General features: G+C 63.8%; 13 protein-coding genes. 7 read left to right on the top strand and 6 right to left on the bottom strand.

The genetic code is table 11. The features are described from left to right. The 4 genes from I2H31_RS24635 to I2H31_RS24620 all read left to right on the top strand — a co-directional run. On the top strand, positions 1 to 314 hold a 314-nt coding region (locus I2H31_RS24635; protein ID WP_196295727.1), incomplete at its 5' end, for a transposase. A 101-nt stretch (positions 315 to 415) separates the two neighbouring features. Then, on the top strand, positions 416 to 655 hold the full coding sequence (locus tag I2H31_RS24630) for a DUF433 domain-containing protein (RefSeq protein ID WP_196295726.1): 240 nt from the start codon (positions 416 to 418) through the stop codon (positions 653 to 655). After that, positions 639 to 968, top strand: coding sequence for a DUF5615 family PIN-like protein (locus tag I2H31_RS24625; protein ID WP_196295725.1), 330 nt, complete (start codon positions 639 to 641; stop codon positions 966 to 968). Before I2H31_RS24630 ends, I2H31_RS24625 begins: the two co-directional genes overlap by 17 nt. A gap of 80 nt (positions 969 to 1048) precedes the next feature. After that, positions 1049 to 1942: a DUF2911 domain-containing protein gene (locus I2H31_RS24620; protein ID WP_196295724.1), complete on the top strand. Its 894-nt coding sequence runs from the start codon at positions 1049 to 1051 to the stop codon at positions 1940 to 1942. Between the two features lie 131 nt (positions 1943 to 2073). Here the strand turns inward: I2H31_RS24620 and I2H31_RS24615 are convergent, their stop codons facing one another. From I2H31_RS24615 to I2H31_RS24600, 4 genes are all read right to left on the bottom strand, one after another. Then, complete coding sequence (locus I2H31_RS24615) at positions 2074 to 2964, bottom strand: glycerophosphodiester phosphodiesterase (RefSeq protein ID WP_196295723.1); 891 nt, start codon at positions 2962 to 2964, stop codon at positions 2074 to 2076. A gap of 126 nt (positions 2965 to 3090) precedes the next feature. Then, on the bottom strand, positions 3091 to 3744 hold the full coding sequence (locus I2H31_RS24610) for a phosphatase PAP2 family protein (protein ID WP_196295722.1): 654 nt from the start codon (positions 3742 to 3744) through the stop codon (positions 3091 to 3093). 95 nt (positions 3745 to 3839) lie between these two features. Continuing rightward, positions 3840 to 5216, bottom strand: a complete 1377-nt coding sequence (locus I2H31_RS24605) for an aspartate kinase (protein ID WP_196295721.1) — start codon at positions 5214 to 5216, stop codon at positions 3840 to 3842. Positions 5217 to 5324: 108 nt separating this feature from the next. Further along, positions 5325 to 7988 carry a PIG-L family deacetylase gene (locus I2H31_RS24600; RefSeq protein ID WP_196295720.1) on the bottom strand — a complete coding sequence of 888 codons (2664 nt, stop codon included), beginning with the start codon at positions 7986 to 7988 and terminating at the stop codon, positions 5325 to 5327. Between the two features lie 474 nt (positions 7989 to 8462). On the opposite strand from I2H31_RS24600, the gene I2H31_RS24595 reads away from it, so the two are divergent. Next, the gene (locus I2H31_RS24595) at positions 8463 to 8852 is read left to right on the top strand and encodes a hypothetical protein (RefSeq protein WP_196295719.1); all 390 of its coding nucleotides are present in this window, start codon (positions 8463 to 8465) and stop codon (positions 8850 to 8852) included. Here I2H31_RS24595 and I2H31_RS24590 read toward each other — a convergent pair. Then, complete coding sequence (locus tag I2H31_RS24590) at positions 8843 to 9640, bottom strand: DUF3667 domain-containing protein (protein ID WP_196295718.1); 798 nt, start codon at positions 9638 to 9640, stop codon at positions 8843 to 8845. The two genes, I2H31_RS24595 and I2H31_RS24590, sit on opposite strands and share 10 nt — an antisense overlap. 154 nt (positions 9641 to 9794) lie before the next feature. Between I2H31_RS24590 and I2H31_RS24585 the strand changes: the two genes are divergently transcribed. Continuing rightward, complete coding sequence (locus I2H31_RS24585) at positions 9795 to 11519, top strand: S8 family peptidase (RefSeq protein WP_196295717.1); 1725 nt, start codon at positions 9795 to 9797, stop codon at positions 11517 to 11519. A gap of 148 nt (positions 11520 to 11667) precedes the next feature. On the opposite strand, the gene I2H31_RS24580 is transcribed toward I2H31_RS24585, so the two are convergent. After that, complete coding sequence (locus tag I2H31_RS24580) at positions 11668 to 12477, bottom strand: SDR family oxidoreductase (RefSeq protein WP_196295716.1); 810 nt, start codon at positions 12475 to 12477, stop codon at positions 11668 to 11670. 291 nt (positions 12478 to 12768) lie between these two features. Here I2H31_RS24580 and I2H31_RS25755 point away from each other — a divergent pair, with 291 nt between their 5' ends. Next, positions 12769 to 15051: a GEVED domain-containing protein gene (locus I2H31_RS25755; protein ID WP_196295715.1), complete on the top strand. Its 2283-nt coding sequence runs from the start codon at positions 12769 to 12771 to the stop codon at positions 15049 to 15051. Positions 15052 to 15121 lie beyond the last annotated feature (70 nt).

The following is a 15121-nucleotide window of genomic DNA, read 5'->3' as shown; positions in this document are numbered from 1 at the left end:
CCGATTGCCGGCGTGCAGCCGACCTGCTGTCAGCCGCCGGAGGCGCCGGCAACGTGCTGGCCGACAAAGCCTACGATACGGACGCGGTGCTTGCCGGCGTGGCCGCCATCGGTGCCCAAGCCGTGATTCCCAGCAAAAAGAACCGCCTGCTCCAACGGGTGATTGACCGTAATCTTTACCGCGACCGCAACAAAGTCGAACGCTTTTTTAGTCGCCTCAAGCAGTTTCGCCGGCTGGCCACGCGCTACGACAAAACGGCTAGCAGCTTTCTGGGAATGGTGCACTTCGTTTCAGCCCTGTGGTGGCTTCGTTAATTGTCCGTGCAACCTAGTAACACGCTATTAAAAGCGCTTCAATCCTCTCGCTTATTATTTTAAAACCCGCGCCCCAAGCGCGGGTTTCGTATTTTTAGACCATGAATATTCAAGCGCTTATCAGTACCGACCCAGACATATTAGACGGCCAGCCCGTTTTTGCCGGCACCCGCGTGCCCATCGAAACGCTGTTTGACCACTTGGAAGCAGGCGTTTCGCTGGACGAGTTTCTGGATGATTTCCCCACCGTTTCCAAGGCGCAAGCCGTTGCGCTGCTCGAAACTGCAACCAAGCTGCTCACCTCCGCCAATGTAGCCCAACTTTATGCGGCTGCTGCTTGACGAGAACCTACCCAAACGCTTGAAACAGGATTTCGCTGCCCACGAGGTTTACACCGTGCGCGACAAACAGTGGAATGGCATCAGGAACGGAGAGTTATTGAAACGGATGCTGGCGGAAGGTTTCGACGCCTTGCTGACGTTCGACAAAAACCTGCAACACCAGCAGAATTTTGACAAGTATACGCTGACGGTGTTTGTATTAAGCGCGCCCATCAACACCTACGCCGAGCTAACGAAACTTTCTTCTCAGGTCAGCACGCAACTGGTGGCCGAGGACTTGCCGCCGGGGTCCATTATCATTCAGGCCACGTAATCCTGCCCCAAAACCCGCGCCCCAAGCGTGGGTTTCGTATTTTTAGCCCCACACTAACACCCACACCCTTTCTCTTCCTGATGAGCAAGCACTTCCTGAGTTTCTCCGCCGCCGTGGTTACGGCCGCCACCCTGCTGGCCGCCCCGGCCGCCCACGCCCAAATCAAGACGCCCGCGGCCAGCCCCCAGAGCACCGTCACGCAGCGCGTAGGCCTCACCGACATCACCATCGTGTACTCGCGCCCCGGCGCCAAAGGTCGCAGCATCTTCGGCAGCGACAATTCGCTGGTGCCGAATGGCAAGCGCTGGCGCACCGGCGCCAACGCCACCACCAGCATCAAGTTTTCGGACGACGTGATGATTGAGGGCAAAAAGGTGCCGGCCGGCGAGTACGGCATCTACACCGTGCCGCGCCCCACCGAGTGGACCGTGGTGCTGAACAAGAGCCTCAAGCAGGGCGCCGACGTCGAAGGCTTCAAGGAAGACCAGGACGTGGCCCGCTTCACCGTCAAGCCCTACAAGCTGCCCGCCAAGGTCGAAACCTTCACCATCGCCTTCACTGACCTCACGCCCGGCACCGCCAACGTGGCCCTGGAATGGGAAAGCACCGGCGCCAAGTTCAAGGTAACTGCCGACGTGGACAGCAAGGTAATGGCCCAGATTGATGAGAAAGTCATTAAAGCCGCCAGCCCGGCGCCCGCCGACCTGGCCGCGGCTGCCGTGTATTACTACGACAACAACAAAGACCTCAAGCAAGCCGTGACCTGGATGGAGAAAGCCAATGCCGCCGAACCCACCAAGTACTGGAACCTCAACACGGAAGCCAAAATCCGCCTCAAAATGAAAGACTACGCCGGCGCCACCAAAGCCGCCGAAGCCTCCAAGAAAGCCGCGCTGGCTGCCACGCCGCCGAACGGTGAGTACGTAAAAATGAACGAGGATTTGATGGCGCAGGCCAAGAAGGGCGGCAAGTAGTCCGTTCGTCAGGTCTTCAAAATGTCATGCTGAGCGCCAGCGAAGCATTTTTACCGCAACAGCAAATAATTACTTGCGCGGTAAAAATGCTTCGCTGGCGCTCGGCATGACGTTCTTTTTTTCTGGCTCGCCTACTTCCCGCGGCCCTGCAGAATCAGCAGGCGCTTGAGGTTGTCGACTTCTATTTCATTAGGCTTCGTGGCCAGCACGCGCTTGATGTCTTTGGCCGAGCGGCCGCCGAATACCACCACGCCCAGGCCGGCGGCGCGGGCCTGCGCGGTTTGCTCGGGCGTCACGCGGTCGGCGTCGAGCACCACGGTGTGGAGTTTTTCGGTGCGGGCCAGCCGCAGGCCCTGGGCAAATTCATCGGAGGCGATTTCCAGGCCGATGGGCACTCGGGGCATGGCGGCGCGTACCAGCGGAATGGTGCCGCTTTCCTGGGTGATGAGCAGCACCTTTTCGGGCGGCACGCGGTAGCGGGCCAGGCTGCGCGCAATCTGGCGGATGAGCAGCGGGGTGCGGGCGTGCGGCGGGCCGGCGGCCGGGCACGGGTCGTCCTCGTGCAGGTCGAGGTGCAGGCTTGGGAAGGTGGGGCGCCGGCGGAGGCGGGCCAGCAGCGTGTCGAAGGTGATGGGCCGCTCTTTCTGAAACAAATCGTAGGGAAAGCCGCCGTGGTAGCGCAGTTGCACCAGCTCGGCGGCGGGGTGCTGGCTCACGCAGCCGGTGCCGTTGCTGCTGTTGGCAAGCTCGGGGTCGTGGTAGAGCATCACCACGCTGTCTTTGCTGAGTTGGAGGTCGATTTCGACGCCGTCGGCGCCCCGCAGCAGGGCCCGCCGGATGCCGCGCCAGCTGCTGGGCGGCCGAAAGTTGAACGGGCTGATGGGGGTGAAAAAGCCGGAGCCCGCGTGGCCCAGCACCACCAGCTTGGGGTCCGGCGTTATTTTGGTGGTGGCGCAGGCGGCCAGTTGCCAGGCGCAGAGCAAGGCCAGTGCGACCTTGATGAGTGGGAATGTTTTTTTCATGAAAAAGCGTAGACCGGCACTTGCCTTGCGGGGCTGAACGGCAAAACGCCTCGCTGGGATGTAGGGGCGGGACTTGCTCCCGCCCAAACGTTGAAAGCTAACCCACTAGCCTACTAACTCACCGGCCTAATGGGCGGGGGCAAGCCCCGCCCCTACGCGCGGCTTCTCCAGCAACCCGAACAGGAACGTGAGGGCCACCACCAGCCACAGCGAGGCCCACACGTCGCTCAGGTAGTGCATGCCCAGCACCAGCCGCCCCAGGCCAATGAGGCCCGGCAGCACCAGCAGCGGCACCCGCCAGCGCGGAAATGCCAGCGCCAGCGGCAAAAACAAGCTGAAATACACCGCCGTGTGGTACGAAGGAAACGAGTCGTTGTGCGGCCCGGTGGCCCACAGTCCCGTGCCCGCGTAGCCGCCCCCAAACTGCACCTCTGGCCGCAGGCGGTGCACGGCGCCCTTCAGCGCTTTGGCCAGCACCATGCTGAACTCGTGCGTGAGCAGCAACACCAGAAACAGCGTGGCGCCCCGGTGCTTCAGCCCGTAGCGGCCGATGGCGAAGGCCAGCCCCAGCGCCAGAAAGATGATGGGCAGGCCCAGGACGTGCTGCATCAGCGCCTCGTGTACCGCGTCGGCGCCGGCGGTGAGGGCGGCGAAAAAAGGCTTGGCCCACCCGAAACGCGCGTGGATAAAGGCAGCCAGCGGCTGGTCGAGGAACAGGATGAGCAGGGCGCAAGCCGGCAGCGTGAAGGCCGTGAAGAGCAGGAACTGGCGAAGCGTCATGAGTGTAGCGCGAACTTTGTAGTTCGCGTTCCCGAACGAACGATAGTCGTTGCACGGCGCGGGGACGCGAACTACAAAGTTCGCGCTACTACGCGCTAGCTCAGCGCCTGGTTCAGGGACACGATGGCCGGCTTATACTCCTCGCGGCCCACGATGAACTGGATGTTGACCTTGCGCATGGCCACGCCCGCGCTGCGAATGTTGATGCCCGCCTCGGCCAGGGCGCCGGCGGCGCGGGCCAGCAGGCCGGGCTCGTCGATGTTGGAGCCGATGAGGCAGACCAGAGCGGCGTCTTCAATGGTGACCTGCTCGTATTTGGCTTGCAGCGCGGCCATAAGCTCCAGCTGCAGGTCCTTGGCCCACACCAGCACCGAGATGCTGTTGGCGCTGGTGGCTTTGAAGATGTAGCTCACGTCGAGGTCGTAGAACACCTGCATCAGGTGCAGGTCGAAGCCGGCGGTGCCCACCATCAGGGGGTCGTGGATGTCAATCATCACCACTTTGTCGGTGCCGGTGATGACTTCGACGTGCTTTTCGGGGCTGATGAAGTCGCGGGTGATGAGCGTGCCGGGGTGCTCGGGCTCGAAGGTGTTTTTGATGCGCAGGTCGATGGCGTGTATTTCCAGCGGCTTCGAGGCTTTGGGGTGAATGGCCTCCATGCCCACGTCGGCGAGTTGGTCGGCCACGTCGTAGTTGGTGAAGCCCACGGGGCGGCAGGCGTCCACGCCCACCAGATTGGGGTCGGCGGAGCAGAGGTGGTATTCTTTGTGAATGATGGCCTCCTGCGGCCGCACGGCCACGGCAATCTTGCTGAAGGTGACTTCCGAATAGCCGCGGTCGAACTCCCGCATGATGCCCTCGGTGCCCTTGGTGTAGCCGGTGGCGATGCAGATGGTGCTGGCAAAATCAATGTCGGCAAAGGCCTGCCGGATGCGCTCGTCAATGGTCAGGGCCTGGGCGTCGTCGAAGCCGCTGAGGTCGACCAGCGTGGCGTTGACGCCGCGGTTTTGCAGGATGTTGACGGAGTTGAAAGCCGAGTGGGCCTCCCCTATCGAAGCCAGAATTTCGCGGGCGGCCTGCAGGATGTTGGCGCTGTTGACGTAGCCGGAGGCCAGCACGTTTACCAGGCTATCCAGGTAGGTCTGGGCCTGGTCGATGCGCTGCTGAATGAAGGCGTCGGCCACGGCCAAGTCCAGGCCCAGTGGCTCGTACTGCTTGTTTAGCTCCTGTAGCTGGGCCGCCACCTCCTGCAGCGCCGCCCGAAACTCCTGCCCCTGGCTGATGCGGTGGTACACGCCGGGGGCGCCGGTTTTCTTGTTTTCGAGCAGCCAGTTGGTGACGTTGGCGTAGGCCGAAACGACGAAAATGCGGTTGTATAGTTCCTGGCCTTTTCGGCCGTGGAAGATGATGTTCTGCAGAACATCGGCGAAGGCGGTCATGGAGGTGCCGCCGATTTTTTCAACTGTGAGCACTTAGAGCAAACGAAAGGCGTGATGTAGCGTGGACTCTGCGAGTCCGCGCGTGTGGAGCGGGAATGGCGCGGTTCCGGCGCGGACTCGCAGAGTCCACGCTACAGTCCACTACTGCGCCACTTCCTTCCCGTAGGAAATCATGTTCGTGATAATCCGGTAGGCGCCCGGCACGCCGGCCGGCAGTTCCCGAAATAGCGACAAGCCCGTGTAGATATAGTGGCCCTTGCCGTAGTCCGTCACCAGAATAGCGCTTTCCTTGGGGGTTTCGCCGGGGTCGCTGCTCGAAATGACGGTCTGGTACTTGGGGTCCCATTTCGAGGGGTAATACAGACCCTGCTCCTGCACCCAGCCTTTGAAATCTTCGGCCGTAATCTTATTGGGGGCAGCTAGCAGCTGGTGCTTCGTAAGGGTCACGGGGGCATCTTCCACGGTCACGCGGTCGGCGGACATGGTCATGGGGTAGGGGCCGATTTCGGGCATTACGGTGCCGCGGTTCACCACGTATTGCACCACCACGTTGCCGCCCTGCTCGATGTATTTGAGGATTTCGGGCTGCTGGGTTTTGAGGCGGTCGACGGTGTTGTAGGCGCGGATGCCGACCACGAGGGCGTCGAATTTCTTGAGGGTGGCGGCGGTGAGGTCCTTGGGTTCGAGCAGGGTCACGTTGTAGCCGATTTGGCGCAGGGCGTCGGGCACTTCGTCGCCGGCGCCCATGAGGTAGGCCACGTTCTGGCCGCGCCGCTTCAGGTCGAGCTTCACCAGCGGGGCCACGGCTTCGGGGAAGAGAAACTGCGTGGGGATGTGCGGGTACTCAATCTTCTGGATGCCGCGGGCGTAGGCCTGGCCGGCCACGGTGGCGGTGGCGCGCAGCTCGGCGCGGCCGGGCGCGGCGCCGGCCAGGGGCTGCACCTGGAAGTTCACGGTCAGCTCCTCGTCTTTGGCGGCGAGGGCGAAGTCGGCGGTGGCGGGCTCGCACTTCCAGCCGGCGGGCAGGGCCAGGGCCAGGCGGCCGCTCACCCCGGCGCGCCCGGCGCGCAGCGTGACGGGCACCGTCTTGGGCTGGGCATCGGCGAAGACGTAGGAACGGGCGGGCGGCAGGTTCACCATCACCGCAGGCACCACGGCCAGCGGCTGGTATAATTCGCCCAGCACGGGGTCGGTGTGCTTGTATTGAACACCTTTTATACTCAGCCAATTGCCACCGATGAAGAAAACGGGCACGGCGCTTTGATTCTCGGGACGTCCTATTAATTCCTGACGGCTCAGTTCATTTTTGCTTGCATCTCCCCAATCAGCTTCTCCAATAAGAGCTCTTGGCCCAGATTCTCTCGCTTGTTGCGATATTAAAATCTTTTCGGGGATGGTATACATACCCTTGCTACTCGGCAATTGAAGCCAATAGGGCTGGGAAGGCAAAACATTCTTATCTATTACTACTGTGCGCTTAAACTTGACCACTTCCCCTGGCTGTAAAGGATGCGCCGCAACCCCAGCACTGTCTTTATCAACAAATACTGGCCCTGCACCGAAAAAGGAAAATGTGTTTCGAGAGCGGTTTGCTACTTCAAAATCAACCGTTAGGCGTTGACCAGGCACGACAGACGCAACTGACGTAGTTGCTTCCACATACACTCCCTGGCAAGCTTGTATTAACTCAGCTAACTCGTGCTCCTTTTTAGCCTTCCACCAAAAAAGCTCCATCCGGTCAGGAGTATCTAAATCCTGAAAAGGTATCCCGTCAAATCCGCCCCTTGTGGACGTGATACTAATAAATGCTGATTGTAGAGATTCCAGCCCCGCCACGCTGGCGCTGGGGTTGCTCGGGTCGTACTTCTTAATCACCTCCTCGATGAGCTTGCCGATTGTTGCACCACCTGGGCCAATGCGGTTCCAGGTCTGGTCCACGCCTTCGAACAGGTCTTTGGTGGCTGTGGAGCCTTTCACGGGCTGGAAATACTCCAGCGCCTCGCCCCGCTGGGCGGCCGAGCCGAAGCCCTGGCTGCGGTGGTTGCTGCGGCTGCGGGCCGCGATTTCGCCGTAGCTCTGGCCCAGCAGGGGGTTGTAGCCGCCCGCGTCGAGCCGGAGGTAGCCGTCCATGTTTTCGCCGGGCTTCACGAAGAAGCTGCCGGTGTTCCAGAGCAGGCGCTTGGGCTGCCAGGCTTGCACGTATTGCAGCTGCTCGGGGAAGCGCTTGGGGTCGCCGGCGGCGTCGAAGGCTTCGGCGGCGAGGATGGCGCTGGCCTGGTGGTGGCCGTGGCCGGCGCGGGCATCGGGCGGGAAGCGGGTGATGAGCACGTCGGGCCGGCGCTGGCGGATGACCCACACCATGTCGGCGAGTACCTGCTCCTTGTCCCAGATGCGAAAGGTTTCGTCGGACGTTTTGGAGAAGCCGAAGTCGTTGGCGCGGGTGAAGAACTGCCGGCCGCCGTCGAGGCGCCGGGCCGCCAGCAGCTCCTGCGTGCGAATCACGCCGAGGCCTTCGCGCAGCTCGGGGCCGATGAGGTTCTGGCCGCCGTCGCCGCGGGTGCAGCTCAGGTAGCTGGTTTCGAGCAGGCGCTCGTTGGCCAGGTAGGCAATGAGGCGGGTGTTTTCGTCGTCGGGGTGGGCGGCCAGGTACATCACCGAGCCGAGGACGTTGAGCTTCTTCAGCCCCAGCAGGATTTCGGAGGAAGTGTAGGTTTTGGGCGTTTGCGCTTGCGCTTCAGTGAGCAGTGAGCAGTTACCAGTAAGCAGCAGCAGGGCCGCGAGCAGCGGGCGGAGGTGTCGGAGCATGGGCGAGAAACCGGAATGGGGGCGTGAAGTTATTACGGCGCGGGCCCTCCCGTTGCTGGCGCGCGTCTCCGACGCGTGCCGACTGGCGTCGAGCCTCTGGCCCGAGCCGTTGTTTTGTCCGGGACCGTTGCTCAATGCCCGAGCCAGAGGCTCGACGCCAGTCGGCACGCGTCGGAGACGCGCGCCAGCGGTGGGTTGGGTGTAAAGGAGCAAGTGGCAAGTCAGCCAGAGCTTATGAGTAATTAGCCAGAGGTTGTGGCTAATCAGCCATGTCTTGCGGTTAGTTAGACAGATAATTCGATAATTTAGCCAGCTATTCCGGTTATATAACCAGACTTTGCGGTTAGTTAGCCGGGTCTTGCGGTTAGTTAGCCACGTGTTGCGGTTAGTTAGCCAGGTATTGCTGTAAATTAGCCAGGCCTTGGAGTAAGTTTGCCCGCTGCCTCTCATTTCAGCCCACCGTTCCCTTTTTTTATGCCTGAGTCCCTTCCCGAAGCCTTCGCCCGCCGCGTGGCCGAGCGCGACAACCCGCCGCCCCCGCCGCCGCTCAGCCAGGAGCCGGCCGCCGTGCAGGCCCGCATCGAGGACTGGCTCTTGAAAACCCATAAGGTGCGCGACAAGCGCGGCCGCCTGCGCCAAACCCGGATGCTGCTGGCCCTGATGCAGCATCCCGAGCGCACCACCGGCGAGCTAGGCGAGGCGGCGGGACTGCCGCCCCGCGCGGCGGCCCGGGTGGCCGTGCGCCTGGGCCGGGACTTCGACCTGCTCGACTGGGAGTACCGCGGCCTCTACCGCTACTGGCGCCTCACCCGCGCCACCGAAGATGCCCTGCTGCTAGTGGTGCTGGGGCCGCCTCAGCCGTGAAACACGTAGCCGTTGAAGGCGGCGTAGTTCAGCGCGTAGCTGAGCAGGCCCGCCAGCACGCCCGCCAGCACGGCCCGGCCCAGCGCCCCGGCCCACCCCAGCCCCAGGCCCTGCCGCCCGATGAGGGTGAGGTAGGTGATGAGGACCACGGCTTGCAGCGCGGCCGAGCTCAGCCCCGCCTGCCGCACGCCCAGCAGGCTGATAACGGGCAGCAGCACCAACAAGTAGAGCTGAAAGGCGCAGCCCGCCACCACCTGCACCAGCACGGCCTCGGCGTAGTTGAGCCCGCGCCTCCGGTACACAGCCCAGGTGAAGAGCGCCTGCAAGGGCAGCAACACCAGCCACCACACGTTGAAAAACGCCCCAATGGCGTGGAAATAGCCCTCCACGCGCAGTAGCTGGGCGGCGCTCAGGGTGCCGTGGCGCTGCATCTGGGCCACCACGCCGTGGCCCACGCCCTCGTAGTAGTGCAGCTTCACGCCCAGCACCGTGGCCAGGCCCACGGCCAGCAGCAGGAACTGAAAGGGGTTGAAATGGCGCTTGCGGCGGCCGGCCAGGTAGTCGGCCACCAGCCGGCCGGGCCGCCGCAGCACCAGCGGCACGAAGGCGAAGATGCCCTTGTCGGCGTGGGTGAACACGTGCAGCGCCTCGTGCAGCACGTGGGCCGTGCTGAGGCGGTGGGCCGGCGCCTGCCCGCATTGGGGGCAAAAGCAGCCGGGCGGGGCCAGGGCGTGGCCGCAGTTGCGGCACGGGGCGCCGGGGGCGGCGGAAGCGTCGGCGGTGGTCATGGGCACAAATAAAGCGCCGCGCCCCGAAGTGGCGCGCCCGGGGCGCAACATTGGCCGGCCGGGGCACGTCTTTGCCTGGGCTGAACTTCGTTGGCCGTTTTCTTGGTTTCTTTGCCACACCGGCCGCCCCTCCCTGCGGCCTTTTTCTTGTTTTATGACGGTTACTTTCCCCCGCGTCTCGCTGCCTGTGCTGCTGGCCGCTACGCTTCTTTCCGCTTGTGCCCGCCGGCCCCAGGCCAGCACCCCCGCCGCCGCCTCTGCGGCCGTGAGCGTGCCCACCGCCCCGGTGCCCGTGGTGCCCGAAACCCCGGCCCCCGCGCCCAAGCCCGCCCCCCTCGGCGACCAGAGCGCGGCCCAGTGGTACCTCAAAGACCCGCAGCTCGACAAGGTGCCCGGCGTGGGCGCCACCCGCACCTACGCGGAGCTGCTGAAATCCCTGACCCCGACGCCCGTGGTGGTGGCCGTCATCGACTCGGGCATCGACACGGCCCACGTCGATTTGAAGCCCGTGCTGTGGACTAATGCGAAAGAAATTCCCGGCAACGGCATCGACGACGACAAGAACGGCTACGTGGACGACGTGCACGGCTGGAACTTCCTCGGCGGCCCCGACGGCCGCAACGTGAACGCCGAAACCCTGGAGGTGACGCGCATCGTGGCCGCCGGCCGCAAGCGCTTCAAGGGCAAAACGGCCGCCACCGTGAAGCCCACCGAAAAAGCCGACTACGCCCTGTACCAGAAAGCCGAAAAGGCCTACAAAGCCCGCCTGGCCGAAGAAACCGAGCGCGCCGGCCAGGTCGAAAGCATGGCCGGCCCCCTCACCCAGATGGTGGGCAACATGAAGCAGGCCCTGAACGTGGAGAAGCTGGACACCACCGCCCTCAAAAACGCCAACACGGACGACCCCAACCTGAAGCGCGCCGTGGGCGGCATGCTGGAAATGATGCGCCAGACCGGCGCCTCCGACGCCGACGCCCTGCTCAAGGAGTTGGACGCCGCCTCCAAACAGGAGCGCAGCATGCTGGACAACTCGCTCAACCTGGACTTCAACCCGCGCGCCGACATCATCAAGGACAACCCCGCTGATGTGACCCAGCGCTATTACGGCAACAACGACCTCCACGGGCCCGACCCCATGCACGGCACCCACGTCTCGGGCATCATCGCGGCCGTGCGCGACAACAACCTCGGCGTGCAGGGCCTGGCCCCCGCCCCGGTGCGCATCATGATGGTGCGGGCCGTGCCCGACGGCGACGAGCGCGACAAGGACATCGCCAACGCCATTCGCTACGCCGTGGACAACGGCGCCAGCATCATCAACATGAGCTTCGGCAAGGAATTCTCGCCCCAGCGCCCGGCCGTGGAAGCCGCCTTCAAGTACGCCGCCACCAAAAACGTGCTGCTGGTGCACGCCGCCGGCAACGAAAACCACAACCTCGACGTGAGCGACAACTACCCGGCCTCGTTCTATATGAACAACGCGCCGGTGCCCAACCTGCTCACCGTGGGCGCCTCCGGCCCGAAGGACAACGCCAGCCTGCCCGCCGATTTCTCCAACTACAGCAAGAAGGCGGTGGACGTGTTTGCACCCGGCGTGGGCATTTTCAGCACCCTGCCTGGCAGCACCTTCGGCAACGAAAGCGGCACCAGCATGGCCTCGCCCGTGACGGCCGGCGTGGCGGCGGTGCTCAAGTCCTACTTCCCCAAGCTCACCGCCCCGGAGCTGAAGCGCATCATCATGCAGTCGGCGCAGGTGCACCACACCCAGGTTCAGGTGCCCGGCACCGAGAAAAAGGCCGATTTCAGCACGCTCTCCGTGACGGGCGGCGTGGTGGACATGTACGAAGCCGTGAAGCTGGCGCAGAAAGCGGCGCTGTAACAAGCAAGAAGCGTGTGCTGAAATAGCAGAACGTCATGCTGAGCTTGTCGAAGCATCTCTACCGCACAAGTAATTCAGTTACTGTTGCGGTAGAGATGCTTCGACAAGCTCAGCATGACGTTCTTTTTTTCTCCAGCTTGCACTGGATTTACCCCACGTCCACGCCCTTTTCCTCTTTCCGGAAGTGGTTTAGCACCAGCTTGTCGCTCAGGCCGGGCAGCCACTTGTTCAGAAACACCACCAGCTTGCCCTGGCCCGTGAGCACGATGGTGCGCTTGCGCTGCTGCACGGCCCGCAGGATTTCGGCGGCCACGGCTTCGCTGCTCATCATGGCGCCTTCGTCGCGCGGGCTTTCGCCCTGGGCCGAGCCATCGGCGGCCAGCGCCGTCTGGCGGATGTTGGAAGCCGTGAAGCCGGGCGCGGCCGTGAGCACGTTCACGCCCTGGTCGAGCAGCTCGGTGCGCAGGGCTTCGAGGAAGCCATTCATGGCAAACTTGGAGGCCGAGTAGCCCGTGCGCCCCGGCAAGCCCCGGTAGCCCGCGATGCTGCTGATGCCCACGATGGTGCCCTTGCGCTGAAGCAAATGCGGCAGCGCAAACTTGGTGCTGAAGACCGTGCCAAAAAAGTTGGTTTGCATCAGCCGCTTTATGACATCCAGCTCGGCGTCCTGAAACCGGGCGCGCATGCTGATGCCAGCGTTGTTGAGCAGCACGTCGAGGCCGCCGAAACGGGCCACGGTTTCCTGGACGGCGCGGGCGGCGGCGGCTTCGTCGCCCACATCAGCCCGAATGGTAAGGTGGGCGATGCCGGCTGCGGCCAGGGCCTGGGCAGTGTCGGCGAGCTTGGTTTCGTCGCGGCCCGTGATGGCCACCTGGTAGCCGGCGCGGCCAAAAGCCAGGGCGCAGGCCCGGCCAATGCCGGAGGTGCCGCCCGTGATGAGTACCGTGGAAGTAGGCATATAGCTATTAATTTAAACATCCGGACCGGACGGAAAAAACCCGAACGGAAAACGTGACGGCAAACTTACGGCCGGGTGATGCGACTTTTGAGCGCCGGGATTTCAGCCACTTCCGCCAGTCCAAGTGGCGTTGGCGGCCAAACGTGCGGCAGGGGTAAAAAAGAGGATTTGGCGAGCTGAGCGGCCCGGCGGCCGACCCGGCCCGGGAAGTGGCCGATTGGCGGCTTCAGGGTCCGCATTTTCTCCTTACATTTATCCATTGAATTCTATTGTTTTCCTTCAGAATACCGCATGCTTCCACTCTTACGTTCTTGGCCCCGCGTTGCCTCCGGCGTTGCTGCCGTTTTATTAGCCCTGGGCGTGTCGTCGGAGGCCGCGGCGCAGGCCTGCCCCCCAACCGCGGCGTGCACCCCCGGCTCGGCCAGCATCACCAACCCCTCGCTGTACCAGATGGCTATCCTGAACGTGACGGTGAACGGCGTCGCGCTGGCCAACCGAACGGTGTACACGGCAGGCTACCACGACTACAGCTGCACCGTGAACGCCGTGCCGCTGGTGGTGGGCCAGACCTACCCCATCGTCGTGCGGACCACTGCCACGGCCGTGCAAAACGTGCGGGTGTACATCGACTACAACAACGACGGGGCCTTCACCGGCAACGACGAGCTGGTGTACGAGGACATCAACCCCACCGGCAGCACGCCCGCCAACCCGCACGCGGGCACGTTCAGCCCGCCCGGCACGGCCACGCTGGGCCAGCGCCTGCGGCTGCGAGTGGCCACCGATTACATCAACAGCCCCCTGCCCACCTCGTGCTCCACGCCGGTGTACTCGCAGGACGAAGACTACAGCGTGACGCTTTCGGCCAACGCGAGCCCGCCCGTGGCCCGCTTCACCACCAACGGCGCCATCACCTGCTCGGGCTGCGTGCAGTTCACCGACGCCAGCCAGAACATCCCCACTTCCTGGCTCTGGACCTTCGGCGACGGCCAGACCAGCCCCCTGCAAAACCCCAACCATTGCTACGCCGCGGCCGGCACCTACGCCGTGACGCTGCGTGCCACCAACGCGGCCGGCAGCTCCACCAGCGCCGCCACCACCGTGACGTATAACACCACGGTGCCGCGGGCGGCCAGCTGCACCCCCACCACCACCAACTACTTTGCCAACTACGGCATCACGCGCTTCCAGCTGGGCACGATTAGTAACCCCTCGGCCGACGGCAGCGCGGGCTACCAGGACTTCACCTGCCCGCAACGCACCGACCTGCAGGTGGGCTTGGGCAACTTTCTGAGCATCAATACGGGTGGCGTCAACCCCCACGACATTCGGGTGTATCTGGACATGAACAACGACGGCATCCTAACCACCAGCGAGCAGATTTACCAGAGTCTGAACGCACCCAGCCCCGGCGTCACGGGCATTATCAACCTGCCCGGCAGCACGGTGCTCAACCAGCCGCTGCGCCTGCGCGTGGTGGCCGACGCCGTGGGCAGCAACCCCGGCCCGTGCACCAACCAGATAAGCGGGCAGGCCGAAGACTACACCGTGGTGGCCCGGCCCAACACCTCGCCCCCCGTCGCCGTCTTCGGCAGCAACTACGTGGCGGGCACCTGTGTGAACCCAATTCAGTTCAACGACCTTAGCACCAACGCCCCCACCTCCTGGCTGTGGACGTTTGGCGACGGCGGCACCAGCACCCTGCAAAACCCCACGCACCAGTACCTGGCCTCGGGCACGTACACCGTGACCCTGACCGCCACTAATGCCAACGGCTCGGCCACCCTGACGGTCAACAACTACATCACCATTCAGGTGCCCTGCCTTAACTACTGCGCCGCCAGCGGCTCGGGCGGGGCCGGGGGCGCCGGGCAGTTGCCCAGCCCGTTCTACATCACGTCGGTGAGCGTGCCCACGGCCTCGCCGGCGTTCAACAACACCTCCACCAACTCGACGGGCGGCTACGGCAACTTCACCAGTACCCCCATCATCCTGCGGACGCGGTCGATGACCGTGACCGTGGCCACCAACCTGGCGGCCGCGCACCGCACGTCCATCTGGGTTGACCTGAACATGGACGGCACGTTCGACAACAACAACGAGCTGCTGGCCAACGGCCTTTCGGGCGCGGGCACGGCCAGCTACACGGCCACCTTAGCCCTCACGAGTGCCGCCGTCAACCTCAACACCCGCATGCGGGTCATCACGGTGGCCAACACCAACGCACCCGACCCCTGCGCCCTGAACACCCTGAACGCGGAAGTGGAAGACTACCAGGTGCTGGTGCAGCCCTCGGCCGCGCGCGATGCGCAGGCCCTGCCCGGCCTGAGCGTGTACCCCACCCCCACCCCCGACGGCCGGGTGCACCTGCGCCTGCCCGATGCCAGCGCGGCCGGCCAATACGCCGTGGCCGTGCACGACGTGCTGGGAGCCACCGTGCTCAGCACCAGCCTGCGCCTGGGCCCCGCCGCCGACGCCGAGCTGGACCTGAGCGCTCTGGCGCCCGGCGTGTACGTGCTGCACCTGCGCGATGCCCGGGGCCAAACCGCCGTGCGCCGCGTGGTGCGCGAATAGCTTTTTCGTGAAATCCTGCTTTTCTCAGAACCTCACCGACACCGGCGGCCCACGGGCCGCCGGCCTGTCT

This window comes from Hymenobacter ruricola (genome assembly GCF_015694525.1).
GTDB lineage: Bacteria > Bacteroidota > Bacteroidia > Cytophagales > Hymenobacteraceae > Hymenobacter > Hymenobacter ruricola.
The sequence above is the reverse complement of the archived record's forward strand: the minus strand, read 5'-3'. Positions and strand labels throughout refer to the sequence as shown.

Bases quoted from the DNA above. Each gene is read 5' to 3' on its own strand.
- I2H31_RS24630 (WP_196295726.1), top strand. From the start codon at position 416: ATGAATATTCAAGCGCTTATCAGTACCGACCCAGACATATTAGACGGC.
- I2H31_RS24580 (WP_196295716.1), bottom strand. From the start codon at position 12,477: ATGCCTACTTCCACGGTACTCATCACGGGCGGCACCTCCGGCATTGGC.
- I2H31_RS24585 (WP_196295717.1), top strand. From the start codon at position 9,795: ATGACGGTTACTTTCCCCCGCGTCTCGCTGCCTGTGCTGCTGGCCGCT.
- I2H31_RS24615 (WP_196295723.1), bottom strand. From the start codon at position 2,964: ATGAAAAAAACATTCCCACTCATCAAGGTCGCACTGGCCTTGCTCTGC.
- I2H31_RS25755 (WP_196295715.1), top strand. From the start codon at position 12,769: ATGCTTCCACTCTTACGTTCTTGGCCCCGCGTTGCCTCCGGCGTTGCT.
- I2H31_RS24590 (WP_196295718.1), bottom strand. From the start codon at position 9,640: ATGACCACCGCCGACGCTTCCGCCGCCCCCGGCGCCCCGTGCCGCAAC.
- I2H31_RS24610 (WP_196295722.1), bottom strand. From the start codon at position 3,744: ATGACGCTTCGCCAGTTCCTGCTCTTCACGGCCTTCACGCTGCCGGCT.
- I2H31_RS24625 (WP_196295725.1), top strand. From the start codon at position 639: ATGCGGCTGCTGCTTGACGAGAACCTACCCAAACGCTTGAAACAGGAT.
- I2H31_RS24595 (WP_196295719.1), top strand. From the start codon at position 8,463: ATGCCTGAGTCCCTTCCCGAAGCCTTCGCCCGCCGCGTGGCCGAGCGC.
- I2H31_RS24600 (WP_196295720.1), bottom strand. From the start codon at position 7,988: ATGCTCCGACACCTCCGCCCGCTGCTCGCGGCCCTGCTGCTGCTTACT.
- I2H31_RS24620 (WP_196295724.1), top strand. From the start codon at position 1,049: ATGAGCAAGCACTTCCTGAGTTTCTCCGCCGCCGTGGTTACGGCCGCC.